Source organism: Tepidibacillus decaturensis (assembly GCF_001561915.1).
Taxonomy (GTDB): domain Bacteria; phylum Bacillota; class Bacilli; order Tepidibacillales; family Tepidibacillaceae; genus Tepidibacillus_B; species Tepidibacillus_B infernus.
Window position 1 is genome coordinate 2659710 of the sequence record NZ_LSKU01000001.1, and the last position, 26899, is coordinate 2686608.

Annotated in this window: 27 protein-coding genes, 4 tRNA genes and 1 pseudogene; 3 read left to right on the forward strand and 29 right to left on the reverse strand. The window is 36.1% G+C overall.

Annotated features, from left to right (window positions below):
* Positions 1-71: 71 nt before the first annotated feature.
* Positions 72-995 (forward strand): malate dehydrogenase, encoded by a 924-nt coding sequence (mdh, locus tag U473_RS12400; RefSeq protein ID WP_068726867.1) that lies wholly within the window; start codon positions 72-74, stop codon positions 993-995.
* Between the two features lie 217 nt (positions 996-1212).
* On the opposite strand, the gene U473_RS12405 is transcribed toward mdh, so the two are convergent.
* The 4 genes from U473_RS12405 to U473_RS12420 all read right to left on the reverse strand — a co-directional run bounded on the left by U473_RS12405 (position 1213) and on the right by U473_RS12420 (position 3682).
* Positions 1213-1467, reverse strand: a complete 255-nt coding sequence (locus tag U473_RS12405) for a type II toxin-antitoxin system RelE family toxin (RefSeq protein ID WP_068726869.1) — start codon at positions 1465-1467, stop codon at positions 1213-1215.
* Positions 1451-1726 (reverse strand): hypothetical protein, encoded by a 276-nt coding sequence (locus U473_RS12410; protein ID WP_153012052.1) that lies wholly within the window; start codon positions 1724-1726, stop codon positions 1451-1453. The genes U473_RS12405 and U473_RS12410 overlap by 17 nt, the downstream gene beginning before the upstream one ends.
* A gap of 85 nt (positions 1727-1811) precedes the next feature.
* Complete coding sequence (rlmH, locus tag U473_RS12415; protein ID WP_068726874.1) at positions 1812-2291, reverse strand: 23S rRNA (pseudouridine(1915)-N(3))-methyltransferase RlmH; 480 nt, start codon at positions 2289-2291, stop codon at positions 1812-1814.
* 146 nt (positions 2292-2437) lie between these two features.
* Positions 2438-3682, reverse strand: coding sequence for a S1C family serine protease (locus tag U473_RS12420; protein WP_068726876.1), 1245 nt, complete (start codon positions 3680-3682; stop codon positions 2438-2440).
* Between the two features lie 148 nt (positions 3683-3830).
* Between U473_RS12420 and U473_RS12425 the strand changes: the two genes are divergently transcribed.
* On the forward strand, positions 3831-4031 hold the full coding sequence (locus tag U473_RS12425) for a hypothetical protein (RefSeq protein WP_235589119.1): 201 nt from the start codon (positions 3831-3833) through the stop codon (positions 4029-4031).
* On the opposite strand, the gene U473_RS12430 is transcribed toward U473_RS12425, so the two are convergent.
* From U473_RS12430 to U473_RS12460, 7 genes are all read right to left on the reverse strand, one after another.
* Positions 4023-4838: an MBL fold metallo-hydrolase gene (locus U473_RS12430; RefSeq protein WP_068727685.1), complete on the reverse strand. Its 816-nt coding sequence runs from the start codon at positions 4836-4838 to the stop codon at positions 4023-4025. The genes U473_RS12425 and U473_RS12430 overlap by 9 nt on opposite strands.
* Positions 4839-4867: 29 nt before the next feature.
* Positions 4868-5590, reverse strand: a complete 723-nt coding sequence (yycI, locus tag U473_RS12435; RefSeq protein ID WP_068726881.1) for a two-component system regulatory protein YycI — start codon at positions 5588-5590, stop codon at positions 4868-4870.
* Complete coding sequence (locus U473_RS12440; RefSeq protein ID WP_068726883.1) at positions 5590-6906, reverse strand: YycH family regulatory protein; 1317 nt, start codon at positions 6904-6906, stop codon at positions 5590-5592. Before U473_RS12440 ends, yycI begins: the two co-directional genes overlap by 1 nt.
* Positions 6907-6919: 13 nt before the next feature.
* Positions 6920-8707 (reverse strand): cell wall metabolism sensor histidine kinase WalK, encoded by a 1788-nt coding sequence (gene walK, locus U473_RS12445; RefSeq protein ID WP_068726886.1) that lies wholly within the window; start codon positions 8705-8707, stop codon positions 6920-6922.
* A gap of 6 nt (positions 8708-8713) precedes the next feature.
* Positions 8714-9418 carry a response regulator YycF gene (gene yycF, locus U473_RS12450; protein WP_068726889.1) on the reverse strand — a complete coding sequence of 235 codons (705 nt, stop codon included), beginning with the start codon at positions 9416-9418 and terminating at the stop codon, positions 8714-8716.
* A 238-nt stretch (positions 9419-9656) separates the two neighbouring features.
* A complete protein-coding gene (locus U473_RS12455; RefSeq protein ID WP_068726891.1) occupies positions 9657-11162 on the reverse strand; it encodes a peptidoglycan DD-metalloendopeptidase family protein in 1506 nt (501 codons plus the stop codon).
* 63 nt (positions 11163-11225) lie between these two features.
* Positions 11226-11301 (reverse strand) — tRNA-Thr (locus tag U473_RS12460).
* 144 nt (positions 11302-11445) lie between these two features.
* On the opposite strand from U473_RS12460, the gene U473_RS12465 reads away from it, so the two are divergent.
* Positions 11446-11811 (forward strand): hypothetical protein, encoded by a 366-nt coding sequence (locus tag U473_RS12465; protein WP_068726894.1) that lies wholly within the window; start codon positions 11446-11448, stop codon positions 11809-11811.
* Between the two features lie 67 nt (positions 11812-11878).
* Here the strand turns inward: U473_RS12465 and U473_RS12470 are convergent.
* From U473_RS12470 to U473_RS12555, 18 genes and pseudogenes are all read right to left on the reverse strand, one after another.
* A tRNA-Phe gene (locus tag U473_RS12470) sits at positions 11879-11954 on the reverse strand.
* A gap of 63 nt (positions 11955-12017) precedes the next feature.
* A tRNA-Glu gene (locus U473_RS12475) sits at positions 12018-12092 on the reverse strand.
* A gap of 13 nt (positions 12093-12105) precedes the next feature.
* A tRNA-Lys gene (locus U473_RS12480) sits at positions 12106-12181 on the reverse strand.
* Positions 12182-12382: 201 nt separating this feature from the next.
* Positions 12383-13668 (reverse strand): annotated as a pseudogene (locus tag U473_RS12485) (adenylosuccinate synthase).
* 235 nt (positions 13669-13903) lie between these two features.
* Positions 13904-15250, reverse strand: coding sequence for a replicative DNA helicase (gene dnaB, locus U473_RS12490; RefSeq protein WP_068726896.1), 1347 nt, complete (start codon positions 15248-15250; stop codon positions 13904-13906).
* A gap of 24 nt (positions 15251-15274) precedes the next feature.
* Positions 15275-15721 (reverse strand): 50S ribosomal protein L9, encoded by a 447-nt coding sequence (gene rplI, locus U473_RS12495; RefSeq protein ID WP_068726898.1) that lies wholly within the window; start codon positions 15719-15721, stop codon positions 15275-15277.
* Positions 15718-17673 carry a DHH family phosphoesterase gene (locus U473_RS12500; protein WP_068726901.1) on the reverse strand — a complete coding sequence of 652 codons (1956 nt, stop codon included), beginning with the start codon at positions 17671-17673 and terminating at the stop codon, positions 15718-15720. Before U473_RS12500 ends, rplI begins: the two co-directional genes overlap by 4 nt.
* Before the next feature lie 14 nt (positions 17674-17687).
* Positions 17688-18617, reverse strand: a complete 930-nt coding sequence (locus tag U473_RS12505; protein WP_068726903.1) for a YybS family protein — start codon at positions 18615-18617, stop codon at positions 17688-17690.
* 12 nt (positions 18618-18629) lie between these two features.
* Positions 18630-18938 (reverse strand): MazG-like family protein, encoded by a 309-nt coding sequence (locus U473_RS12510; protein WP_235589120.1) that lies wholly within the window; start codon positions 18936-18938, stop codon positions 18630-18632.
* Positions 18939-19116: 178 nt separating this feature from the next.
* Complete coding sequence (gene rpsR / locus U473_RS12515; protein ID WP_068726907.1) at positions 19117-19347, reverse strand: 30S ribosomal protein S18; 231 nt, start codon at positions 19345-19347, stop codon at positions 19117-19119.
* A gap of 30 nt (positions 19348-19377) precedes the next feature.
* Positions 19378-19821, reverse strand: coding sequence for a single-stranded DNA-binding protein (gene ssb / locus U473_RS12520; protein ID WP_068726909.1), 444 nt, complete (start codon positions 19819-19821; stop codon positions 19378-19380).
* A gap of 18 nt (positions 19822-19839) precedes the next feature.
* Positions 19840-20127: a 30S ribosomal protein S6 gene (gene rpsF / locus U473_RS12525; protein WP_068726911.1), complete on the reverse strand. Its 288-nt coding sequence runs from the start codon at positions 20125-20127 to the stop codon at positions 19840-19842.
* Positions 20128-20248: 121 nt separating this feature from the next.
* Positions 20249-21349, reverse strand: a complete 1101-nt coding sequence (gene ychF / locus U473_RS12530; protein ID WP_068726913.1) for a redox-regulated ATPase YchF — start codon at positions 21347-21349, stop codon at positions 20249-20251.
* Positions 21350-21525: 176 nt separating this feature from the next.
* On the reverse strand, positions 21526-23097 hold the full coding sequence (locus U473_RS12535; RefSeq protein ID WP_068726915.1) for a solute symporter family protein: 1572 nt from the start codon (positions 23095-23097) through the stop codon (positions 21526-21528).
* Positions 23097-23417: a DUF485 domain-containing protein gene (locus U473_RS12540; protein WP_068726917.1), complete on the reverse strand. Its 321-nt coding sequence runs from the start codon at positions 23415-23417 to the stop codon at positions 23097-23099. Before U473_RS12540 ends, U473_RS12535 begins: the two co-directional genes overlap by 1 nt.
* Before the next feature lie 263 nt (positions 23418-23680).
* Positions 23681-25690, reverse strand: coding sequence for a molybdopterin-containing oxidoreductase family protein (locus tag U473_RS12545; protein WP_068726919.1), 2010 nt, complete (start codon positions 25688-25690; stop codon positions 23681-23683).
* Between the two features lie 34 nt (positions 25691-25724).
* Positions 25725-25928, reverse strand: a complete 204-nt coding sequence (locus tag U473_RS12550) for a DUF951 domain-containing protein (protein ID WP_068726921.1) — start codon at positions 25926-25928, stop codon at positions 25725-25727.
* Positions 25929-25934: 6 nt separating this feature from the next.
* Positions 25935-26831, reverse strand: coding sequence for a mechanosensitive ion channel family protein (locus U473_RS12555; RefSeq protein ID WP_235589121.1), 897 nt, complete (start codon positions 26829-26831; stop codon positions 25935-25937).
* Positions 26832-26899 lie beyond the last annotated feature (68 nt).

Sequence of the window (26899 nt, forward strand, 5' to 3'; positions counted from 1 at the left end):
GGTGTTTTGCACCGTTCACATATTCCTGTCCTTGTTGTAAGGAAATAAAATGTAAAAGGGAGATGTTATTTATGAAACGCCCAAAAATTACAATTGTCGGTGCTGGGAATGTTGGAGCTACACTTGCACACTTAACTTTATTAAAAAAATTAGGTGATGTTGTACTTATTGATATTGCAGAAGGTATTCCTCAAGGGAAGGCACTTGATATGCAAGAATCGGCTCCTGTTGAATCTTTGAGCGCAAATATACTCGGCACGAATGACTACCAAAATACAAAGGATTCGGATATGATTGTGATCACTGCAGGAATCGCAAGAAAACCTGGAATGAGCCGTGATGATTTACTTGAAACTAACATCAAAGTGGTTCGGCAAGTCGTGCAACAATCCGCACCATTGTCGCCAAACGCATTTCTGATTTTAGTCACCAATCCATCGGATGTCATGGCACAAGTTGCACTTCAAGAAAGTGGTTTTGCCCCTGAAAAAGTAATCGGACTTGGAGGCGTTTTGGATTCTGCTCGTTTTAGAACCTTTATCGCTCAAGAACTTGGAGTGTCCTATCGAGATGTGACCGCTTTTGTACTCGGTGGTCATGGCGATGATATGGTTCCGCTAGCTCGCTACTCCTATGCAGGCGGAATTCCTATCGAGACGTTACTTACCAAAGAGAAGATAGACAGCCTTGTTGAGCGGACGCGTTTTGGCGGCGGAGAAATCGTGAACCTGTTGAAAACAGGAAGTGCCTATTATGCTCCTGGTTCATCGATCGTATCTATGATGGAAGCCATTTTACTTGATGAAAAACGAATTATGCCTGTTTCCGCATTTGTAAATGGCAAATACGGAGTAGATGGTTTGTTTCTAGGAGTCCCTGTAGTGCTTGGCGCAAAAGGCGTTGAACAAGTGCTTGAAATTCAATTAACGGAAGAAGAACATAAAGGGCTCATGAAATCGGCAGAAGGGGTTAAACGATTACTTAAACAAATGTAACATAGTTGATACAAAGAGACTAGTTGCCTGACCATGGTTAGGAACTAGTCTTTTTGTATTGGAATATTGTAGCTCTAACCATTTTTAAGCTGCTCAAATTAACTAACAGTTCTACTCTCTGTTTTACCATTACTTATGATACGGTTCATTGTTGTTTGCCAAATACATAACTATTTCTTAATAATAAGCAAAAAGCCGTACTTCTGTACGACAAATTTTATAAGCCTTCATATACCTGGCCTCTATTTCCGATATCTATAACCAGTATTATAAGTTCCTTATCATTCTTAGTAAAAATGACTCTGATATCTCCAATTCTAAGTCTATAATATTCATTACCTTTTAACTTCTTTACGTCACCCTTAGGTAATCCATAAATGGCAGATAAAATTCTCTTTCTTTGTTGAGTATCCTGTTTATTAATAAACTTCAATGCATTTTTGTTTATGACAATTTTATAGTTCTGATTCATTAATACCTAACTCCTTCAGAACTTCTTCCATACTGACAAATTCAAATTTTTCTGGACTATTTTTATATTCACTGATTATTTTCAGTTCCTCTTCATCTGGTTCAACTTCTTCAAGACTATCCCACTGTTTCTTGATTTCTTGCTCCTTTTTTTCCTTCAAAAAAGCATAATAATGTAAAACTTCTTTAAGAACTTCTACATCATTTTCATTAGCCAACTTAGTTATTAACTCTTTGGACAAAGGGCTCATACTGTTCACCTACCTGCTATACACTTTATATATATTATACCACATATACATCTGTATGTTATACTTAAGTTATAATGAAAGGTAGACTTTGTACTTACTTATGATACGGTTCACCTCTATTGATCTTAAACGCTCTATACACCTGTTCCAACAATATCAACCTCATCAATTGGTGGGGGAAGGTCATTTTGGAAAAGGACAATAACATATTCGCTCGGTCATACACTTCTTTGGACAAGCCTAAGGAACCGCCGATCACAAAAACAATATGGCTTTTGCCATAGGTCATGAGCTGGTCTATTTCTTTTGCTAGCTGTTCGGAGTTTAGCATTTTGCCTTCAATGGCTAAGGCCACTACATAATCATCTTGCTTTATATTAGCAAGAATCCGTTCTCCTTCTTTTTGTTTTACCTGTTCCATTTCTGCTTCACTTAAGTTTTCTGGCGCTTTCTCATCAGCTAATTCGATGATTTGAACCTTGGTATATGCGGATAATCGTTTTTTATATTCTTCAATCCCTTGGATCAAATATTTTTCCTTTAACTTGCCAATCCCGATAACCGTAATTTGCATACTCCAACATACCTCCAATCTTCCAACATTATATCCAAGCTAATTCCGTAAGATAAACTTACATATCAGAAAATATCCATAAAAAAACGCAAAGTCTGTCATTAGACTTTGCTGTTTTACTTTATCTCGTTTGTTCTTGAGCAGGTTTACCTTCGATTCTGATCAGGGACTTCTGTTAAGGTTAATTCTATCGATTGTAGGTTGCCATCTCGATAGAAGCTAACCTTCATTTTGTCCCCTACTTTTTTCTGTTTATATAAAAACTTACGTAAATCACTAGAGCTATTAATCGGCTGGTCATCTAATTTCACGATCACATCTAATCGTTTTAATCCAGCTAAGTAAGCAGGACCAAATCGGCTTACATCATATATCACTATTCCATCATTTACGGATTCAGGTAATTTCAATACATTTACTCGGTCTGCTTGTGACACAGAGTGAAGATCAATTTGCGTAATTCCCATATATGGACGTTTCACTTTTCCGTATTGAATCAATTGGTCAATGATAGGTTTGGCCTCGCTGATTGGAATCGCAAAGCCTAACCCTTCTACACCACTTTCAGCGATTTTGGCACTATTGATGCCAATCACATCTCCATTGATATTTAAGAGTGCTCCACCACTGTTTCCAGGGTTAATCGCAGCATCTGTTTGAATAACGTCTGTTTCCCAATCGGGTTGTCCATCTCCATCTAAATCTTTATCAATGGTACGGTTTGGTGAGCTAACGACCCCAACTGTTACAGATTGAGAGAATTTAAGACCTAGTGGGTTACCGATTGCAATCGCTGGTTCTCCTGCTTTTAAGTTTGTTGAATCGCCAAAGGTTGCAACCGCATCTGCATATTTTTCATCAATAGAAATGACAGCCAAGTCTGTTAATTCATCTGCTCCCAAGACTTTTGCAGGAACTCTTTTTCCATCTGCAAGGGCAACCTCTACATTATTGGCCCCTTCAATCACATGGTTATTCGTGACGATATAAGCCTTCCCACTACGTTTATCAAAAACAACACCTGACCCAACCCCTGCTTCCACACTTTTTGTTATATTTGTCCAGAAGTTAGTCTGTTTTTGAATATTTACAACGCCAACTACAGCTGGCTTTACTTTCTCCGTTGCATCAACAATGGCAGAATTGACATCAACTTGAATTTGTTTGCCACTGGTTACATTGGTTGGCGTTTGATTATTGATTGTTTGTGATGGAGGATTTACTCCTCCCTTAGGTGTCAAATCAATAATTCCTGAATTCACAAAAGTAGGCATCAACATCAGTACGATAAGTCCACCGATAATTGCAGAAACAAAAGCCGTTAATAAATTCGATCTATCATTTTTTCTCCTTCTTTTTTGGCTATAAAAATCCTCATCATTAAAATCCATTTTTCTCACCATCCTTGATATTTTCCATTATTTCTATAGTACTATTTTTATACGAGATTGACCATCACATGTAGTCTATTTTCCTAGGAAGTAGGTAATAATGATCAATATATCTTAGAAAACGAAAATGAGGATAGGAGTGTTTCATTTGAATAAGACTTATTTTTTGCCAAAAGATGTCGATATAATAGCACAACTTGCTGATTTAAAAGAAATCGATTATAAAAATATGCTTGTTTTAACAGCCCTTATTGAATTGCTTATCGAAAAAGGTTTGATTTCTCGCCAAGAGGTTCTTCATAAAACACATCAATTAGAGACTGATTTAATCCTAGAAGATTTACTTTAATCCAACCTTTTCTTTTTTGGATATGATTTTCTCTAATGCAGTTGGTCCATTAAAATAGGTGTCCATCAATTGTACATCTTGTTCTGTAATTCCATAGTCTTCGAGAATATTCTTTACGGTTAATTTAGCTAATTCAGGTAAATTATTTTCTCTACTTAAATGGGCTAAATATACTTTTTGGGTATCTCCTGAGATGATCTCAGATAATGCTTCACCTGATGCTTCGTTAGATAAATGCCCAACATCACTTAAAATTCTTTGTTTGATACTCCAAGGATAAGAAGACATTCTTAGCATTTCTACATCATGATTCGCTTCAAAAATCAATGCATCGGAGCCGGCAATTTTTTGTTTAATCTTTTGACTCACATAACCAAGGTCTGTAACGACACTTACTTGAAGTTCATCTTGGCGAAAAAGGTAACCAACTGGCTCCGCAGCATCATGGGAAATGGCGAAAGATTCAATTTGTAAATCAGCAAAATCTCTCACCGCTCCTGTTTCAAATATGTATTTGCTTTCCTCCTCTATTTTCCCAACATGGGTTGGTAAATGGGCAAATGTTTTTTCATTGGCATATATGGGGATACTGTACTTTCGTGCAAGCACACCAATTCCTTTAATATGATCATCATGTTCATGGGTAATCAAAATCCCATCAATTTTTTTGGGATCAACGCCTATTTTTCCTAACCCCTCTTCTATTTTTTTACCACTCAGTCCTGCATCAATCAGGAAATTGACGTTTTCAGTTCCAACATAAATTGAATTTCCAGTGCTGCCACTTGCTAAGACACTATATTTTATCAAAATAGACCCTCCGCTAATCTTTCTTTTTAATAAGTTAATGCTTTCTCAACCGCACCTGTCAATGCGTTTACAAAGATCATATCCCGTTTTCCTTCTATTTGATAACTAATTCTCCAGACCGGAGTCAGTACTTGGACAGAAGTTTGTTGAGTTTGTCCATGATATCCAAGTCTGATTTTTGTTATTATTGCTTCGCTTGGAAGCAATTGTTGATCCAAAAGGGTACGAAGTGCTGTATAGGAAGAAACAACTTGTCGATCTGACCCTTGATTCATAACTTCAAAATATCTTTGTGAATATTGAATTGTGCCATCTTGATTGATTTGAAACTCTAATTTTGCGTTGAAATAAGGAAAGCCATCTTTGATCTGATTATAGACAAGGTGGTTTTCCGTTGAAACGACTCCATCTAATTCATAGTGTTCAAAATTGGCGATTTTCTCTCTCGCTATCGATTCGATTACCTCGTTCTCTACAGGCATTTTCACTTTAGCTAATGTTTTTCCTTCTGATAACTGATTTTCTTTCACTTGAAGGAAATGCATTTCTAAAATTTCTTTAGGAATCGTCGCATTTAAAATAATCTTTCGTTGGCTTAATGCCTGCCTTAATTCATCTAGGCTACTTCCATCCCATTGAGATTCGTTAATACTTTGACTTTGCTTCATATAGATTTGATATCCTAGTAAAAGATTAAGAAACAAAAAGGTTAAAATAAAGATGGTTTTTGTTTTCCCCCAATCCATCATTACATCCCACCTTCATAAGCAGGTATTGTGATTTCGTCATTTTGGTTATATCGAACCCTCCAATGGGGAAAAAGTTCTAACACGTCATTCTTTTTTTCTACCTGATAACCTAATTCAATCGATGTAATTACTTTGGCATCGATCTTATGCTGTTCTAGTTTCTTTAATAATTCAGGGCCAGAACTGGTTTTAATATATTTCGTGTCCAAATCCTGATCTAAAAGTGTCATCGATTGTTCTACTTTACTCACGATTCCATCGACTAATTGGATATTAATTTCGCCAATGAGGTACTTGTTAGTTAATAAAGGATACCCTCCTACATATTGCTGAAATGTGAAATAAGGTTGACTGGTGGCTTCAGCAAAGCCAAGATCATCAAGTTGATATTGACCAACCCAACCCCCATGTTGATTTACAAACCGAATAGAAGCAGCAAGATCATTATTCCAATCTAATTGTTTTCGATTATCTGTTACCGGCTGAAAATATGAAAATACCCGTTTATTCGGGAAAAATTGCATACTTCTACTTCCGTCTGTATAAAGAACACTTTCTTTATTACCCAATTCATATACCTTTCTAACCATGCTAGGATCAATAAATAACAATTGAATATAATCCTCGATGGAAACAGGTGTAATAAATTTACGTACTTTTTTCATTTCCAGACCTTCATTAGGTAAATAAAAAATGGGTTTTGTATTGATGTTCCTTTCCTTATTAAACGCCCAATAATATGAATACCTTGGTTGGTTTACTCCACTAGCAATGTATTTGGAAAGCTTTTTACTAGAGATTGAAGTTTCTGCTTGATACACTTTATCTTTTTGATCTGAGATAAAATAGACAATCACCTTTTCATTTTGGTCTAACACTAACCATAAGCGATTGATTTGATCAAGATACATCGTAGTCGATATCTTATAAAGAGATGATAAGACAGAGTTAGGAAGTGAAAAAGGAAAAACAATCTCTATACCTTGCTCCACTTCTATCATTTTAGTCCAATCTATAGGCTCTGAAATTGAAGTAATTTCGTAAAAAGACCAATGATCAAAATCAGCTTCTAATTGTTTAAAATCTTCACTATCTGTATTGGAGAGTGAATGAGAATTTTCCCCAAGATGGTAGATAATTTGCTTTGGCCGAATCATTTGCTTTACATCTAATTCTTGGCCAAAGGTTAATCTAGGTACATATTCTGAAGGAGATTCTTTCTCATTATTAGGACTATAAAAGATCAGGAACCATGTTAGAAATAAACTATTGGCTACTAAAACAAATAATATTATTGATTTAATTCGCTCTTTCACTTCCTGACCTCCTTTACTTCGAGACTGGAATCGTAACAATAACTCTTGTTCCTTTGTCTACTTCACTTTCAATCATAATATCTCCATCATGTGCTTTAACGATCTCTTTAGCAATGGCTAAACCAAGGCCTGTTCCACCCATTTCTCTTGATCTTGCCTTGTCAACCCGATAAAAACGTTCAAAGAGTCTAGATAGATGTTTTTTCGAGATACCAATTCCCGTATCTACTACCTCAATGATTAAATCATGATGTTTTAATCTTGCTGATACAATGATTTCTCCGCCTTCTTTGGTATATTTAAGGGCATTTGATATTAAATTATCCAATACTTGATCAATCTGATCACGATCTAATTCAACCGTTGGCAAATACTCAGGGAGATGGGAAGACAAATCGATTGATCTTTGTTTAGATTGAAATGAAAAACGATCAATGACATCTTCAATCATCTCCTTAACAGAAACCAATGTTTTGTTAGGCTTTGTTTGTTGATCATCTAAGTGAGAAAGATGTAATAAATCACTAACTAAACGAATCATCCGATCTGTTTCATGGCTAGCTACTTTGATAAATCGATGTGAGAGTTCAATGTCTTCAACAGCTCCATCTTCTAAAGCCTCAAGATAACTTTTTATTGTGGTTAAAGGGGTTCTTAGCTCATGAGAAACATTTGCCACGAAGTCCTTACGTATCTGTTCCAATTTTTGTTCCTTTGTTACGTCCTGTAGTACGATAATCATGCCAATTTCCCCACGGTTAATCCGATGAATCTTGTTAAATGTCATTTTTAATGCCTTATGTTCGTTTTCAACTTCATAATCTACAATCATACTTTCTTCCTCTTTTGCAGGGGGGAAAGAATGTAGAGAAAATAGTTGATTGATCTGTTTTTCGATAACTTCACTTTCAGAAAACCCAATAATCTCCAATGCTCTTTGGTTAACAACGATGATCCTCCCATGAGCATTTGTAGCGATAACCCCATCACTCATATGGCTTAGAATCGAGGCGAACTTCTCTTTTTCCTCTTCATTTTGGTCGATAGCTTCTTTTAATCTAACCGCCATCTTATTAAAGGTATCTGCTAAACGGCCAATTTCGTCATCCCCATATATCTTAACTCTTTGATTAAAATCCCCTTTTGTTAGTGAAACCGCTTGAGTAGTAATATCTTTAATTGGCTTTGTAATCGTTCTAGATAAAATAAAACCTAGCCATGCTGTAAATAATAAGGCAATAAGTGTTGCTGTCATTAAAATATTACTGATCCGATAAATCGTATCATATACTCCCTCAATCGAGGCTTTCATGAATACAGCACCAAGTACATTATTACCCTGCTTTATAGGCAGAGCTAAATATTTGGTACGATGTCCTGTCTTGGTATCAATCCGAATCGCTTCATCTCTTGTACCTAATAATGCCCGATTCACTTCTGTTTGATAAATTTTTTGCCCGATAATGCTTGGACTAACCTTCTCCGTAGAACTTAAAATTACACCATTACTATCAATAATCGAGACATCAACGCCATTTAACGCAAATAAATTATCTACTAAATAGTCAATATCTGCTCTTTTCTCTGCCTCTGTTTTCCCATCCTCTGTTAAATATCTTTCAAGGTTTACCGCTAATAAATTTCCCTGCGTTGCAAAAGTTTCATTAAAATTATCTAAATAATAACTCTCTAAAGATCGAATAAAATAGATTCCTATAATTTGCATCGATATTAGAATAAGTAAGAGATAAATCACAACCAATTTCCATTGAATACTTTGAAAAAACTTCCAACCTTTCAAAGGAAACTACTCCTTTTCGGATGGATAACGTAATACATAACCCAATCCCCTTCTCGTAATAATATAGGCTGGTCGGCCAGGGTCATCTTCAATCTTTTCCCGTAATCTTCTAATCGTTACATCTACAGTACGGACATCCCCAAAATAGTCGTAACCCCATACAGCCTGTAGTAAATGCTCTCTGGTTAAAGTTTGTCCAACATGTTTTGCTAAATAATATAGAAGTTCAAATTCCCGGTGGGTTAATTCTATAATCATTTCTATTTTCTTTACGATATAAGTAGATGGATAAATAGTAATTTCCCCAATTTGTATTTGTTGAGCTTGATGATTTGCTTGGTCTAAAGAATAGACTCTTCTTAAATTTGCTTTCACCCGTGCAATTAACTCTCTATTAGAAAAAGGTTTTGTTACATAATCATCTGCACCCATTTCTAAACCAAGCACTTTATCTACTTCTGTATCCTTTGCTGTTAGCATAATGATTGGTTTATCTGTAAGAGTTCTTGCTTCCTTGCAAACCTCTAATCCATCTTTGCCAGGTAACATGATATCTAATAAAATAATATCTGGATGATGATCCCTTACCTTTTGAATTGCCTCAAAACCATCAAAAGCGGTAAGGACCTCATAACCTTCCTTTTCAAAACTAAATTTTAAAATATCTGAGATTGGCCGTTCATCTTCAACAATTAAAATTCGATACTTCACCCCGTATCCCCCTTGTCTCTAACCTTATCTATTTAAGTTTATCACAAGGTATATCAATCTGAATACATAGAAAACCACAACAAAAAAACCATAAATGTGACACCCTTCTATGAGACACCCTTCTATGAATAAAGATTAAGGAGAGAAGGGTACTTCTGGAAGAAATTTATACTTTCTTCAGCATAAAAAAAAGGTAGGTTTGTCCTTGATTGAACATAACCTACCTTAGTTTACGGGATTATCTTCTTACATAATTTAATGGGTTTCTATTGCTGCCATTGACCAATACTTCAAAATGTAAATGGGTTCCTGTAGAACGTCCCGTATTTCCCATTACACCGATCTGCTGGCCTTTTGCTACTTTATCTCCACTAGAGACCATGATCTGGCTTAAATGGCCGTATAGGGTTTTCATACCATTTCCATGATCAATGATAATAGCTTTACCGTAAGCACCATTCCAACCAGCAAAAACGACTTTTCCACTATCTGCTGCTTTGATCGTACGATTACTTACTCCAGATATATCGATTCCTTCATGAGTCCTACCCCATCTTGAACCGTACTTACTGGTAATAATTCCTCCTACTGTTGGCCATAATAATGTACCAGAACCACGTGAAGAAACAATTTTAGTACCCTTCTTCACAATTTTATCTTTTGCTTCAGAAATAACCGTTTCTTTTAGAATTGTTTTTTGCGTGGTTACTCCATTTTCCTTCAATATCGAGTATTCCACACTTTTCTTACCATCGGAACCTTGTTGTACCACTTTTGTTTGGTTTGAGTACATCGATGAATCCTTTTGATAAACCACTTTGTAAGGAATTCTTTCTTGATTGATCACTGTTTCTTTTGTTTGAACAGTAACAAGCGGAGTTTTGGCTGTAACAATCACTTCGTCACCAATATTGATGAATTCACCTTTAATATTAGGATTCAATTGATATATCTGTTTCGTCGTGATGCCAAATTGTTGGGCAATTCCAGAAAGTGTATCTCCTTGTTTCACAATATATTTTTTCTGTTCTAAGGTTCCTTGTTTTAACAATGTCACCATATCTTCTGCAGATAAAATTTCTGCTGGTGTTACTTTAACCTCTTTGGTAACAACTTCTTCTTTAATTTGAATTTGATCTAGCTTTCTAATTTGTTGATTGTTTCCATCAAGAGAAGCTGCTTTTACTTTATCTTTATTCTTGTTTGGAAGAAAAGGCTGTTTGATTTGCTCAAGTATTAAATCTGCTGTTTTTTGATCTTTTACATATCCAACTACTTTTCCATTCACTACGAGTTCAACAGCTGTCGCTTGAATCGAGAAGGCATCTTTTAGAGCACTTAAAGTCTTAGCGTTATCAAACTGGCCTTTAAATTTCTTCTCTTCCTGATATGTAATCTTATTTCCAAAATTTAATGTTATCGTGCTATATGTATTCTGGGCTTGCTTTAAAACTTGCTCTTTCCATTGTTCAACTACTTCTTTATTATTAACAACCCCAACTTCTTTACCATCTAAATAGACGTGATAAAGATTTACGGCATTTGCCTGATAATAGCCTACACCAAAAAGGGTAGTCATAAGAATTGTGCCTGTAATTGAACCAATGATGATTGATCTTTTCTTATTTGATTGAATATATTGTTGTACGGTCTGAACTATTGTTTTTCCCCAATTACTAGCCTTGGTTAAGTCCTTTTGGAATTTACCTTTAAAATCGGTAAATTTATCATTGAACGTCGCCATGACAACCTCCTTTTTATGGAGTTTTTTTTCTCTCTCTCACATAAGAATGTCCTATTTTTAAAGTGGAGCCGACGATGGGACTCGAACCCACGACCTGCTCATTACGAATGAGCTGCTCTACCAGCTGAGCCACATCGGCATGTTTTAAAGCCTCCATATGTTCAAATTTACCATAATATAGCTTGTCACTTCAAGTGGAAAAATCTGAACATTTTTAGAACACTAGTAAAATGTATGCTCTTCAAGCATTCTATATACACTATATTTGAAGGGAGGCAAAATGATGAACCAAAGAAATATATTGGCTTATTTTCGATCTGTTGAAGATGCACAAAAAGCGGCAAGCGAGCTACAGCAATACAATTCAATTGAAACCCAAGTAGATCGAATAGCTTTTTATCCTGGAGACCAATTAAATGATCAGGTAAATCCCATCACAAGTCGATTTGACAGTTTAACTGATTTAACATTAGGTTCATTAGTAAATGATAACGCAGAAGTACTAGCTGCGGCAGATGTCAGTGCAAGTGGAATGGCAGATGGTAATAGAACTGCGATACCACCGAACATTTTACTAACCATTGTAATGAATGAGGATCAAGCTCCTCAGGTAGAAAACATCATCAAAAAATATAACGGAATGACTTGAGTTTATGTTTCAGAAAATAGAAAAACCTACTTATTAAAGTAGGGAAAGCGGAAAGTATATCATTTTATGGTGGTTCGGGACGGAATCGAACCGCCGACACGAGGATTTTCAGTCCTCTGCTCTACCGACTGAGCTACCGAACCTTATTATAAAAAAACATTAAAATCGCAAAGCTAACGGGATTCCGACGCGTAGCTAGTCCCGTATGGTGACCCGTAGGGGATTCGAACCCCTGTTACCGCCGTGAAAGGGCGGTGTCTTAACCACTTGACCAACGGGCCATACGCATAAAAATGGTGAGCCATACAGGATTCGAACCTGTGACACCCTGATTAAAAGTCAGGTGCTCTACCTGCTGAGCTAATGGCTCACAACTTGTCCTCTTGGACACAAAAAATATATTACCACGATAGAAATTAATATGCAACCTTTTTTGCACATTTTTCAAAAAGATTCTTTATTCTACAAATCCAACTTTCAGAATTAAAAACCCACAAAAGTGATGGCTTCTTTAAAAACTATTGCGATTCCTTTTGTGGGTTCTATTATCATATTGAAAAAAATAGATGGCCTATGCAAATACGCCTTTTATCATATTTGTTTGTTCTCGATTTGGCCCTACTGAGAAGATGGCAATAGGGATTCCAGTGAGTTGGGAAATTCGTTCGATATAATGACGAGCATTTACTGGTAAGTCATTTAAATTACGAACACCGGTAATATCTTCATCCCATCCAGGTAGCTCTTCATAAACAGGCACACATTCAGCTAACACCCTTAAATTGGCGGGGAACTCCTCAATGATTTCTCCGTTATACTTATATGCTTTACAAATTTTTAATGTAGGAATACCTGTCAATACATCAATTGAATTTAAAGATAACTCGGTAATTCCGCTAACACGTCGAGCATGTCTTACAACCACACTATCAAACCAGCCTACTCGTCTAGGTCTTCCTGTCGTTGTTCCATACTCGTTGCCGACTTCACGAATTCGATCACCTATTTCATTATTCAATTCAGTAGGAAATGGCCCATCGCCAACACGAGTCGTATAGGCTTTTGCAACACCTACAACATGATGAATTTTTGTTGGACCTACACCAGAACCAATCGTCACTCCACCTGCCACAGGATTAGATGAAGTGACAAATGGGTAAGTACCTTGGTCAATATCAAGCATAACCCCTTGGGCTCCTTCAAATAATACCCTTTTCCCTTGGTCAATGGCATCATTTAAAACGACAGAAGTATCAACCACGTAAGGTCTGATGATTTCACGATATATCGCATATTCCTCTAAAATTTTCTCTGCTTTAAACCCATCTGTTTCATAAAATTTTTCAAATAGACGGTTTTTCTCTTCAAGATTCCTTCTTAATTTTTTTCAAATTCCTGTTCATCTAACAAATCAGCGATACGAATCCCAACTCTAGCCGCTTTGTCCATATATGCGGGTCCAATTCCTTTACCCGTTGTTCCGATTTTGTTACTACCTTTTCTTTCTTCTTCTACAAGATCCAACTTAATATGGTAAGGCATGATCACATGCGCACGATTACTAATTCTTAAATTCTTTGTACTAAATCCTTGTTCATGAATATAGTTAAGTTCTTGGACTAATGCCTTGGGGTCAATCACCATTCCATTGCCAATCACACATATTTTATCACTATAAAAAATCCCAGATGGTATAAGATGCAGCTTAAATTTCTTTCCATCAATTGTGATCGTATGACCTGCATTATTCCCACCTTGATACCTTGCAACAACTTCCGCTTTTTCAGCTAGATAATCGGTAACCTTTCCTTTTCCTTCGTCTCCCCATTGTGTTCCTACTACAACGACAGTAGACATGGAAACACCTCCAGTTTTTTGTCCTTTAAAAGTCGTATTTCAATACATATAAAGTTTAGCAATGCTTATTCCCCTTGTCAACGACAAATACGAACATTTAATTAAATATATATATTATTATTCGTATTTTTGCTTCATTTTGTTAACGTTTTAAATGATTTTGATAAAAAAACGAAGGAAACTCTTCTGGAAAATAGAAAGAATCCTTCACTTATTTTTCTTGTTTATTTCGTTTTTATTCTTCATTATGTTGTTCTTTAGCATAATTTACGAATTTATTAAAATTCTTTAAGAATACCAATTCTACTTTACCAACCGGTCCGTTTCTTTGTTTAGCTATAATAATTTCGATAATATTTTGTTTTTCTGTTTCCGGATTATAATAATCATCGCGATACAAAAAAGCAACAATATCTGCATCCTGCTCAATACTACCAGATTCACGGATATCTGATAACATTGGCCTTTTATCTTGTCTTTGTTCTACTGCACGACTTAACTGGGATAATGCGATAATTGGAACATTTAGTTCCCTAGCAATCCCTTTAAGCTGTCTAGAAATCTCCGAGATCTCCTGTTGGCGATTATCAGATTTGCCACGGCCATGGATCAATTGCAAATAGTCAATGACAATAAGGCCTAACCCTTTTTCCACTTTTAATCTTCTACATCTGGAACGGATGTCGTAGACCGTCACACCTGGAGAATCATCAATATATATTGGTGCTTCAGACAAGGTAGTCATGGCCATCGTCAACTTTTGCCAGTCGTGCTCTTCCATCATACCAGTACGCAATTTGTGAGCATCAATATTTCCCTCTGCAGAAATCATCCTTTGGACGAGCTGACTAGCTGACATCTCCAAACTAAAGATCGCAACAACTTCCTTTGCCCTTGCCGCCACATTCTGAGCTACATTTAAAGCAAATGCGGTTTTCCCCACACTAGGTCTAGCTGCTAGGATAATCAAATCAGATTTCTGAAAGCCAGATGTCATTTTATCTAAATCTGTAAACCCAGATGGAATCCCTGTGATATCTCCTTTATGATGGTGCAAGAATTCAATACGATCCAACGTTTCCATCAATACGTCCTTAATCGGAATAAATCCATCTTTTGATCGTTTTTGTGAAATCTCTAGGATACGTTTTTCTGCATCTCCTATGATTTCTCCTATATCATCACTGCCAATATAACCAGTGCTTGCAATTTCCGTTGCTGCACGGATCAATCGCCTTAAAATTGCTTTTTCTTCAACAATTTTGGCGTAATATTCAACATTGGCTGCTGTCGGTACTGCATTTGCAAGGTCTGTAAGATAAGAAACACCCCCTACTTCCTCTAGCAGCTTTTTAGTTTGTAGATCCGCAGTTAACGTAATCAGATCAACAGGTTCACCCATTTCAGATAACTCGATCATAGATCGATAGATCTTTTGATGAGCACTACGATAAAAATCATCAGGTGATAGAATCTCCATAACGGTGATTAGCGCTTCTTTTTCTAATAGAATTGCACCTAAAACAGCCTGTTCCGCTTCCACATTTTGCGGTGGAATTCGATCTAAAAAAAGTTCACTCATGAGAGTTCCCCTCTATCTTAGTCTCTATTTTTCTTCGACAACTTGTACTTTAATCGTTGCAGTTACTTCTGGATGAAGTTTTATCAATACTTGAGTATAACCTAAATGACGAATCGGTTCATCTAATAAAATTTTCCTTTTATCAATGTTTATATTTTGCTTTTTTAATTGGTCTGCGATCTGTTTTGTTGTAATTGCACCAAACAATTTACCGCCCTCACCTGCTTTAGAGGGAATAGTAATCGTTATTTTCTCTAGTTCCTCTGCCAATTTCTTTGCATTTGTTAATTCATCCGCTTTTCTTTTTAGTTCACTTTGTTTATGAGCTTCTAACTCTTTTACATTACCTGTTGTCGCTTCTTTGGCTAATCCTTTAGCTATCAAAAAATTTCTAGCGTATCCATCAGATACTTCCTTAATATCACCTTTTTTCCCTTGTCCTTTTACATCCTTTAGCAAGATCACTTTCATATGGTTAATCCTCCTTCTTGTTGATATGTTTGTAATACCTCTATCAATCTTGTTTCTGCTTCTTCAACGGTAACTCCTTCTAACTGAGCAGCAGCATTTGTTAGATGGCCACCGCCTCCCATTCTTTCCATTATTAATTGTACATTTACTTGTCCTAATGAACGTGCACTAATTGAGGTAAGGCCATCGGTGCGAACACTAATAACAAAAGACGCAAAAATACCACTCATGTTTAATAACGTATCTGCAGCTTGAGCAATCATCAATTGATCGTTTTTCCCTTCAGCTACAGCGATTGCGATATTATCAAAAACAATCCTAGCCCTTTTTACTAATTCTGCCTTTTGAATATATTGCTCGATATCTTCTTTTAAAAGTTTTTGAACTAATATGGGGTCTGCTCCATTTCGCCTTAAAAATGAAGCTGCATCAAAAGTTCTAAAACCTGTTCTGAAGCCAAACCCTTTTGTATCAACCACTACCCCTGCAAGTAATGCAGTTGCCTCTAATGGATCCATAGAAAACTTATCTTTTTGATACTGAAGCAATTCTGTTACAAGTTCACTAGTGGAAGAGGCATAGGGTTCAATATAAATAAGGACTGGATCTTCAACAAATTCTTCTCCACGGCGATGATGGTCGATCACCACAACCCGATCAATCTTTTCAACCAATCTAGGCTCGATCGTCATAGAGGGTTTATGGGTATCAATCATAATAAGTAAGGTTCTTGACGATACCATGCTTAATGCTTTTTCTGGTGTTAAGAAATATTGAGGTAACTCTTTATGATGAGAAACTTCATCTAATAATTTTTCAATCGAAGGATTAGGCTGGTCTAAGACTACATAACCTTTCCGATCATTCACCCGCACAGCTTTTAAAATGCCTATTGAAGCACCGATTGCATCCATGTCAGGAGTTTTGTGCCCCATAATTAAGACTATGTCACTTTCTTGAATCAAATCCTTAAGAGCATGAGCGATTACTCTCGCTCTAACCCTTGTTCGTTTCTCAACAGCATTAGATTTTCCACCATAAAAAGATAAACGTTCCCCTACTTTGACCGCCGCTTGATCTCCACCACGGCCTAATGCAATATCTAAACTGGATTGAGCCATTTGTCCGATCTCAATTAACGAACTTGCCCCTGCGCCAATTCCAATACTTAATGTAAATGGAATTTTGTTATCCTCTGTCATTTCACGTACAATATCTAAAATATCAAAACGAGATTTCTCCATTTGTTCCAATACCTTTTGTGTGGTTACAATAAAAAACTTATCTGAAGTATATCTTCTAATATAAATCCCCAATTTAGAAGCCCAATCATTGATTGTACTTGTGATATTGGAAAGCAATAGACTACGATTTAAATCATCCATTCCTTGTGATACCTCATCAAAATTGTCTAGGTGGATTATTCCAAAGACCGGTTGTTCGTCCTTATATTGAGATTGGAGATTCTTATATTCTGTCACATCCATTACAAAGATAAGTCTTTCATTCTTACGAAACTCAACTTCATAAATCTTGTCTTGATAATGAATATCTTTCTTTACATTTAATTCTTCTAAATTAATTGTCGAAAATACTTCAGAGACTTTTTTCCCAATCAGATCTTTTTCACCAGTGATCTCTAGGAGATATGAATTGTGCCATTCTATTTTGCCTTCTTCATTAAATAGTAAAACTCCAATAGGCATCTGTTGCAAGACTTCAACCCCAACCTTTTGGATACGATGGGAGAGCGTAGCGATATATTGATTCAATTCTTTTTTAAAGCGAAGCTCAGCCAAATAGGTAAAATAAACTAATCCAAATAAAACCAGACTACCAATGGCAGCAAATAACCAATGATAATAAGCTAAAAATCCAAGTAATATAAGACTAAAAATAAAAGTGAAAATGACATGGAATCCATGCCAACGATTTAATAAGAAATTAGGCATTTGAAAATCAGCCCCTAAACTTTAAGCTTATTTCTTAAATGGAAACCTAGGTCTACCATCCCTAATATGATCAAAATTTGTGATAAAAAAGGATTTAATATTGCCACAATAGAAACGATAATAGGAATGCCCTTTTTAAAGCCTTTCATATGAGCTAAAAAGAAGAGAAAAGATAGCCCTTGAGCCAAAAGAAGCATTTGCAATATTGGATACAAATTACTAACGATTATTTTTAATGTATTGATTTCATAAACTGATTTTATGCTTAATGCAATCATGGTAAGTATATAATAATAAACAATACTTCTAGGAAATCTCCATTCTCTAAACGGAGGAAGTTGTGGTATTGGCGTATCCAATCTTTTCATGATTTTAACTGCAAAAAAATGATTAAAAAGTACAATAATTATCGCTGAGTTAATCAACAAAACAGGTAGTATTAAATCGATCATATCTATGAATCGATGATACATTTCAAAAGTTTGATTGATTTGTTCCTGACTTCCAAGAACACTACCCATATTCTTGACTGTTTCTAAAGATGATCGCATGAGCGTTTTAAATTGTTCTACAAGATCGATTCCAAATAATTGACTTGAAATGGTTAAACCAATAATAAAATTAACTAATGTAGTGATTACCCCACCAATAATAGCTGGTAAAGCATGGTCTCCTTTATATAATACACCCATTACGATACCTATGGTTCCAGCAAAAAACACAAAAACTAAACCAAAAAATTGACCAATAAAAAAAGATAAAGCGATATTGATTAGGATGACCCATATTCCTTGTTTCAAGCCATGGCGGTATCCATAGATGATGAAAGGAATTGGCATAAAGAATTGCATAATTCCGATTGGCGTATACATAGACAGTAGAAGAAAGATTAGAGATATCCCTGTGATAATTGAACCTTCTACCATTCCTTTTAAATTCCGCAAAAACAACACCTCTTAGCGTTTTTTCATATATTGTTCCAAAATAGAGAGGTCTCCATACCATTCCTCTATTTCGTGTCCCTCTTTTTGATGATTATGTAACTTTTCCATCACTGCTGAATCAATTTGGTGGAAGGGAATACCAATTCTTCTTGCAAGTACATAAACAGCAATTAATAATCCAGCCATACTATCTATAATATAGGATTCATTGCCATGAAATAAACCTTTAAACAATCCACCAACTCGTTCAATAATTTCAGCCTTTAGCCATTCCATCACTTTCAAATTCTTAGCGATGTGCATGTTGCTGGACTTGTCCAAGAAAATCTACTCCTTTCATCCACAACCTCAGTTTAATTCTCAATCTTATATACTTCAACAAAAAGATTTCTTTTTCCTTCCAAAAGGTTGATTCCATTACAATGAAAGACAAATTACCCATAGATATTGAAAAAGACAGTTTGCTATCAAGCAAAACTGCCTATAAAAAATAGTAACATTATTCAGTAGTAAATGGAAGTAAAGCAATTTGACGTGCACGTTTAATTGCAGCTGTTAATTGGCGTTGATATTTAGCAGAAGTACCAGTTACACGACGAGGTAAAATTTTACCGCGTTCACTGATAAACTTCTTTAGCAAATCTACATCTTTATAGTCAATGTAAGTGATTTTATTCACAGTAAAGTAACATACTTTACGACGTTTTCCGCCACGTTGTTTGCGAGCCATCTTATTCCCTCCTTTAACTGAAAGGTAAATTTAAAATGGTAGATCGTCATCTGATATATCGATAGGACTTCCGTCATCAGCAAAGGGGTCTTGTCCTTTATCATACCGGTCATTTTGATTAAATCCTGAAGTAAACGGATCATTTTTTGGATTGTTAGACGATTCTAGAAAACGAACATTATCCGCTACTACCTCGGTTACGTATACTCGTTTACCCTCATTATTATCATAATGGCGGGTTTGGATACGACCTTCAACAGCAGTTAGGCGGCCCTTCTTTAAATAGTTCGCTACGTTCTCTGCAAGCCCTCTCCATGTAACAATATTGATAAAATCGGCCTCTCTTTGTCCTTGCTGGTTGGTATAATTACGATCCACCGCAAGGGTAAAAGTTGAGACTGCTACTCCACTTGGAGTATATCTTAATTCAGGGTCTCGTGTTAGTCGTCCAATTAAGATGACACGGTTTAACATTATAATTCCCCCTTAAACCTATTTAACGTCCTTAACGATCAGAAAACGGATAACACCATCAGTGATTTTTAATACGCGATCTAACTCAGCAACTACACTTGGTTCAGATTGGAAGTTTACTAAAACATAGTAACCTTCATGATATCCTTTAATTTCGTATGCTAAGCGACGCTTACCCATTTCCTCTTGCTTTTCAATTTCGCCACCATTATTAGTAATTAAGCTTTGGAACTTTTCCACTAATTCTTTAGTAGCTTCTTGCTCAAGGTCTGGGCGTAATACATACATCACTTCGTATTTACGCATCAGATTCACCTCCTTCTGGACTTAACGGCCCTATTTCTCTATAGGGCAAGGAGCGAGGTCATAGAACTCGCATTTTTAAATTTTATCATATTTATCTGCCTATAGCAAATGTAATTTAGGATTATACATTAAATCTAAAGTGCATGACATCTCCATCTTTTACTACATAATCTTTCCCCTCTAAACGTAGGAGGCCTTTTTCCTTTGCTTGATTCATTGAACCTGAAGCAACTAAATCCTCATAACCCACAACTTCAGCTCTGATGAAACCCCATTCAAAATCACTATGAATCACTCCTGCAGCTTGGGGGGCTTTTGTTCCCTTTTTAATCGTCCAAGCTCTGACCTCTTGAACCCCTGCAGTAAAATAGGTGATTAAACCAAGCAACTTGTAAGCAGCTTGAATCAAACGATCTAATCCTGATTGATTCAGTCCTAATTCTTGTAAAAATAACTGCTTATCTTCACCTTCAAGCTCAGCGATTTCTGATTCTACTTTTGCACTGATTACAATCACTTCTGCTCCTTCATGATTTGCATATTCCTTTACCTTTTGCACATAAGGATTTTGGTCAAAGTTACTCACATCATCTTCACTTACATTTGCTACATATAAGACTGGTTTCATTGTAAGAAGATGAAGGTCTTTAATCAAACTTCTCTCATCTTCATCCAACTCTACACTTCTTGCTGGTTTTTCACTTTCTAAAGCCTTTTGAATCCTTTCAACCACTTCATATTCCAATTGAAATTTCTTTTCACCACTTTTTAGATTCTTCTTTGTCCGTTCCAACCGCTTTTCCACGGTTTCTAAATCGGCCAATATCAATTCTAAATTGATGGTTTCAATATCGCTAATTGGATCTACTTGTCCTGCTACATGGGTAATGTTCTCATCTTCAAAACAACGAACCACATGGGCGATCGCATCAACCTCACGGATATGGGACAAAAATTTGTTTCCTAAACCTTCACCGCGTGAAGCCCCTTTTACTAATCCAGCAATATCTACAAATTCAAAGGCAGTAGGCACGATTCGATTAGGATTTACCATATCAGCTAATACTTGTAATCTTTCATCAGGCACTTCTACCACACCAACGTTCGGATCGATGGTGCAAAATGGATAATTAGCAGATTCTGCACCTGCTTGAGTAATTGCATTAAATAACGTCGATTTCCCTACGTTAGGTAAACCGACGATTCCAGTCGTTAATGGCATTTATTCCTTCACCCCTTGATTATTCGAACATCGTACTGTAAGGATGCTTCATATATACTTCTTAAGTATAAAAAAAAGTATGCCTTAAGTCCACTCTTATAAAAAAGCAAATCAAAAACCACCTTCATCATAGTGAAGATGGTTTTGAAAGCGATTCCATATATAAGTCTGTGGATTTAACCTACTTTTTTGTCCACCACTTTTTCTACTACATTTCCTAAATGAATTCCTGTATTCGCTTTAACCAAGATCTCATCATACTTCGCTGGATCTTCCTTCTTAGAAGATAAGATGGTACCTAAGAAAGCGCCAATAAAGCCTAAAGGAATGGAAACAATACCAGGGTTAGCTAATGGAAAAATTGGGTGCCCTACCAAAATGGCTTTCCCAGCCTCTGGATTCCATATATTTGGTCCGATAGCGATTAAGAGTAATGCACTTAATAAACCAACGATCATCCCTGTAACTGCCCCAGTTGTATTAAATCTTCTCCAATAAATCGTAAAGATAATAACCGGTACGTTTGAGCTTGCAGCTACAGCAAATGCCAAAGCAACCAAGAACGATACGTTTAGGGATTGAGCAAAAAATGCTAAAAGAATTGAAAGTACTGCCACACCGATCGATGCATAGCGAGCAGCCAACATCTGTTCCTTCTCTGTTGCTTGGCCACGGCGAATGATATGACCATAAAAATCATGAGCAAAAGCTGAGGCCGCTGATAGAACTAAGCCAGAGACAACCGCTAAGATCGTTGCAAAGGCTACAGCGGAAACAAAGGCAAATAAGAAGCTTCCTCCAAGTACTTCCGCTAATAATGGAGCAGCCATATTGCCTCCTTTATCAGCAGCAACGATATTGTCATGGCCTACAAATGCTGCAGCACCAAAACCAAGGAACATCGTCATGACATAGAAGATACCGATTAACCAAGTCGCATAAACGACGGATTTACGAGCAGTAGGTGCATCTTTTACGGTAAAAAAGCGAATTAAAATATGAGGAAGTCCTGCTGTTCCTAACACTAATGCCATATTTAAAGAAATAACATCGATAGGATCCTTAAACTTATTACCCGGATTTAAAAAGATTTCCCCTAATGGAGTAGCTGTTTTCATGTGTTCAAACATATTAGTGAAGCTAAAGTTAAATTTAGCATATACGATCAAAGAGATAATAAAGGTACCTGCCATTAAAAGCACAGCCTTTGTAATTTGTACCCAGCTAGTGGCATGCATTCCGCCAAATACAACATAAATGGTCATTAGTATTCCAACGATAAGAACAGAAGTAGAATAATTAAGTCCTAAAAGCAGATGAATTAACCCACCAGCACCAACCAATTGAGCAATCATATAGAAAATTGAGATAGAGATGGTATTTAAGGCCGCAAAACCACGTACTTTACGATCATTAAAACGTGCTGCAATCATATCTGCCATGGTGTATTTTCCTAAGTTACGTAGTGGCTCTGCTACAATATAAAGAACAACCAGATAAGCAACCAAATAACCGATACTATAGAAAAATCCATCAAATCCTCCTAAGGCAATGGCTCCGGCGATTCCTAGAAAGGAAGCCGCAGACATATAGTCACCTGCAATCGCAAGACCATTTTGCCAACCCGTTAGTCCCCCACCAGCTGTGTAGAATTCACTCGTTGTTTTGGTTCTCTTAGAAGCATAATAGGTTATCACGAGCGTAATCCCGACAATCACTAAAAAGAGAACAAATGCTGTTGTATTCACTACATTCCACCCCTTTTCAAGACTTTATCTAAGATTCGATTCACATTATCATCAAATTGTGTCGCTTTTCTTGCGTAAATCGTGACTAAAGTCCAAGTCATCACAAATTGGGCAAAAGCAAAAACCCAAGCCCATGTAATGGCTCCTAGCGCAGGGGTGTTGAGCACTTTAGAATAGGCGGTCATAATCGGTAATGTAAAATAAAAAATAAAGAAGAAAATAGATAATGGAACAATAAATTTTTTCTTTTTATTCATCAGTTCTTTGAACGTCTCTGATTTTGAAATGGCAGTGTAATCGATTTGATCCTGATTTTTCATTCACCCTTACCTCCCTCTTTAATCTCCATCTCTTTTTGTTCTATATGTCTATAAATAAGGCCAAACTACCGCACTCTTACCTAGAACCACCTCCTTGTAAAATAATTACTTTGAATTAAATATATCGTTATCTTATGCAAAAAGTCAACAAAAGATTCTGAAAGTTCTAAATAATATGATAATACAATTTGATATAAAAAAAGTAATCCTATCTTAAACCGATGTATGACGGATTACTTCATTTACGTGTTATAAAAATTTTCTTACCCTATTTTCTCTATCATCACTGCACAATCATATAAGATGCTACCATTGCCCATATCGGATTTTCCATTCGAGGTTAATTGATTTACATGTCCACCTAATTCATACCAATATCCTTCTTCGATCATGATTGTGTCCCTATGATAACCCTCTTGAATCTTTACTAATCCTTCAATTTTTCCACGGTCATTATAGACTGATACGGGATCACCATTTTTTAGATGACGATTTGCTGCAATTTCTTTTGAAACCATAACGAAAGGTTTGTTTCCTTTCTTATACAACAAAAATTGATGTTGCGAATGTAATGATCGATTAGGATGAATAGTTAGCAAATGATAAGGGTATTTTTCTTTTAACTTTGGTTGTAATTGCACACTATCATTTGGATAGATTATTTTTGCCGTTGCAGGTAATCCTTCTTGTTCTGCTTGTTCTGAATAAAACTCAAACTTTCCTGAAGGTGTAGCAAATACTTTACTCTCCCATGGAATCGCTGGAATAGGTAATTCAATTTGTTGTTTTTCTTTTAATGTTTTTAGATCGATTCCATAGTCATTTAATGATTGAAGTGCAATTTCAAAATATTCTTCAATCGTTTTTTCAAAGCCTTCAAGCCTTAATTTTTTGGCCAATTCTGTCCAAATCTTTAGGTCGGCCCAAGCTTCACCAGGTGGATCAATCAATTTTGGACCATATCTCATCACTCGATGGAACATCGATCCATAATAAATGTCCTCCTCTTCAAAAACAAATGTGGAAGGAAGAATATAATCTGCCATTTTCGCAGTATCAGTCATAAACATATCAATTACAACTTTGATTTCTACTTTATTCAGAGCTTCCATTGTACGAGCTGTTTGTGGTAATTGAGTAACTACATTGCTTCTTGTAATAAACATCATCTTAATAGGTGGATCATTGGCAGCTAAAATTTCTTCTGCCTGTGTAGGTCTTGTGAAGGTACGATACGCTTCCCTTTTCTCTTCTTCAAGTAATTCTGCCCAGTTAAAGCTTCTACCCACAGCTAAATTTGCATAGTTAACCCCTCCACCAGATATACCAATATTACCGGATAAAGCAACTAATGCATCAATCGCTCGAATGGTATTTCCCCCATTTGCATATCTTTGCATGCCTAAACCAAGAAACGTCATCACTGGCTTTTGTTGAGTATATACATAAGCTAATTTTTGGATCATCTCTATATCGACATTTATTTCCTTGGAAATGTATTCAATATCGATGGTTTGAATTTCTTTTACAAAGTGTTCAAAACCTATTGTATGTTGTTGGATAAATTCTTTGTCATGCCAGCCATTGTCGATGATAATTTTACTCAAGGTGAATGCTAACATCCCATCCATTCCAGGACGAATAGGAACATGCAGATCTGCTTTCTTAGCAATCCCATTTTTAAGTGGATCTATGACGATCAATGAAGTACCATTACTTTTTGCCTCTTGAATAAAGGAATAAAGATGCATATTTGTCGATGTAACATTCCTACCCCAAACCACGATTGTTTTGGCATTGAACACATCCTCAATAGCATGACTTAATGAATTCCCAAAATCATAAGTTTGAGCCTGGATTCCAGCCCCCCAACAAAGACTACCAACGGTTTCTGTCATACCACCAAAATAATTAAAGAAACGTTTGTCTAATTCCTTTAATAAACCGCCTGAGGAATAATCATAACTATGAAGAATGGCTGTTGGTCCATATTCCTTTTTTATTTGGAGCATTTTCTCACTGATTTCATTTAATGCTTGCTCCCAAGAAATACGAATAAATTCACCATTAACCTTCTTAAGCGGAAATAAGATTCTTCTTTTATCATAAATTCGATCTTTAATCATCTTCCCCCGACCACAAATGTTCCCCTTCGTAATTGGATGATCAGGGTCGCCTTCGATACGAACTACTTGGTTGTTTTCAGTTGTTACAATAAATCCGCAAACATCAAAACAATTTAAGGGACAAGCTGTTTTCCACTGTTTTTCCATCTTTCTCTTCTCCCCTTCACTTACTCGTCTTTACTTACTCCTCTTTTTCTCCCTTTTGAAGCACCTTTTTTAATTTTCTCTCAAACTCTCTACGTGGGATGAGCACACTATGATTACAGCCTGTACATTTAATTCGTATATCCATCCCCATTCGGATCACTTTCCATGCATTGGTTCCACAAGGATGTGGTTTCTTCATTTCTACGATATCGTTTAAATCAAATTGTTTCTTTTCCATTTTAGTTCACCCCTTTGTTTTTTGAAAAGTGACTAATCTTGGATAAGGAATTTCAATCCCTGCTTGGTCAAATCCATTTTTAATTTTTGCCCTTAATTTACGAGCGACAGCAAAATGATTCATGGGTTTGGTTTCAGCAATGACACGAATGACAACTTCTGATGGCCCTAAATCTTGAACTCCAAGAATTTCTGGTGGTTTGATCATTTCGTTCATTTCTTTATACGTATTTGCTAATAATTTTTCCAATACAGAAATCACATGATCAATTTCTTCTTCGTATGCTATACCAACATCAACGACAGCGACTGAATTATGTGTTGAATAGTTTGTCACTTCAGAAATGGTTCCATTGGGAATAATATGAAGTTCTCCCGTCCAGTTGCGAATCTTTGTTATGCGTAACCCTATTTCCTCAACGGTTCCAGAAAAATTCCCCGTTGCAATATAATCACCAACAGCGAATTGGTCTTCAAATATGATAAAAAAGCCTGTAATCACATCTTTTACTAAACTTTGAGCACCAAAGCCGATAGCTAGTCCTAATATTCCAGCTCCTGCTAGAATTGGCCCTAAATTAAATCCGACCTTTTCCAAAATCATGAGAATAGCCAAGAAATTAATGGCATATTTTACAATATTTTGTATTAGAATTCCTAATGTTTTTGTTCTTCTTTCATCTACTTTAAAACTTGATCTAGGTTTTCTAATCATAAACTTTTCTATAATCTTTCCTGTTAACTTGATTAAAAGCTTTGCTAAAATCCAAATAAAAAGAATCTGAACAAAAGTCCAGAAAATATCAATCCACAAATCGATATCTAATAGCTTCATTCTGATCGTTTCCCAAAATGATCTTATATCGATTCCATCTAATTGACTTAGCGAAAATCCGAATCTCAAATAGATCTCTCCTTCTTTAAAATATTATTTTGATTGTTTTGCCATATGATTGATCTCTTGTTTTACAT

What these genes read in the sequence shown, in the direction of transcription:
- mdh (WP_068726867.1), top strand. Translation starts at nt 72, where the DNA reads ATGAAACGCCCAAAAATTACAATTGTCGGTGCTGGGAATGTTGGAGCT.
- U473_RS12405 (WP_068726869.1), bottom strand. Translation starts at nt 1,467, where the DNA reads ATGAATCAGAACTATAAAATTGTCATAAACAAAAATGCATTGAAGTTT.
- rlmH (WP_068726874.1), bottom strand. Translation starts at nt 2,291, where the DNA reads ATGCAAATTACGGTTATCGGGATTGGCAAGTTAAAGGAAAAATATTTG.
- U473_RS12420 (WP_068726876.1), bottom strand. Translation starts at nt 3,682, where the DNA reads ATGGATTTTAATGATGAGGATTTTTATAGCCAAAAAAGAAGGAGAAAA.
- yycI (WP_068726881.1), bottom strand. Translation starts at nt 5,590, where the DNA reads ATGATGGATTGGGGGAAAACAAAAACCATCTTTATTTTAACCTTTTTG.
- U473_RS12455 (WP_068726891.1), bottom strand. Translation starts at nt 11,162, where the DNA reads ATGGCGACGTTCAATGATAAATTTACCGATTTTAAAGGTAAATTCCAA.
- U473_RS12465 (WP_068726894.1), top strand. Translation starts at nt 11,446, where the DNA reads ATGAACCAAAGAAATATATTGGCTTATTTTCGATCTGTTGAAGATGCA.
- dnaB (WP_068726896.1), bottom strand. Translation starts at nt 15,250, where the DNA reads ATGAGTGAACTTTTTTTAGATCGAATTCCACCGCAAAATGTGGAAGCG.
- rplI (WP_068726898.1), bottom strand. Translation starts at nt 15,721, where the DNA reads ATGAAAGTGATCTTGCTAAAGGATGTAAAAGGACAAGGGAAAAAAGGT.
- U473_RS12500 (WP_068726901.1), bottom strand. Translation starts at nt 17,673, where the DNA reads ATGCCTAATTTCTTATTAAATCGTTGGCATGGATTCCATGTCATTTTC.
- rpsR (WP_068726907.1), bottom strand. Translation starts at nt 19,347, where the DNA reads ATGGCTCGCAAACAACGTGGCGGAAAACGTCGTAAAGTATGTTACTTT.
- ssb (WP_068726909.1), bottom strand. Translation starts at nt 19,821, where the DNA reads ATGTTAAACCGTGTCATCTTAATTGGACGACTAACACGAGACCCTGAA.
- rpsF (WP_068726911.1), bottom strand. Translation starts at nt 20,127, where the DNA reads ATGCGTAAATACGAAGTGATGTATGTATTACGCCCAGACCTTGAGCAA.
- ychF (WP_068726913.1), bottom strand. Translation starts at nt 21,349, where the DNA reads ATGCCATTAACGACTGGAATCGTCGGTTTACCTAACGTAGGGAAATCG.
- U473_RS12540 (WP_068726917.1), bottom strand. Translation starts at nt 23,417, where the DNA reads ATGAAAAATCAGGATCAAATCGATTACACTGCCATTTCAAAATCAGAG.
- U473_RS12545 (WP_068726919.1), bottom strand. Translation starts at nt 25,690, where the DNA reads ATGGAAAAACAGTGGAAAACAGCTTGTCCCTTAAATTGTTTTGATGTT.
- U473_RS12550 (WP_068726921.1), bottom strand. Translation starts at nt 25,928, where the DNA reads ATGGAAAAGAAACAATTTGATTTAAACGATATCGTAGAAATGAAGAAA.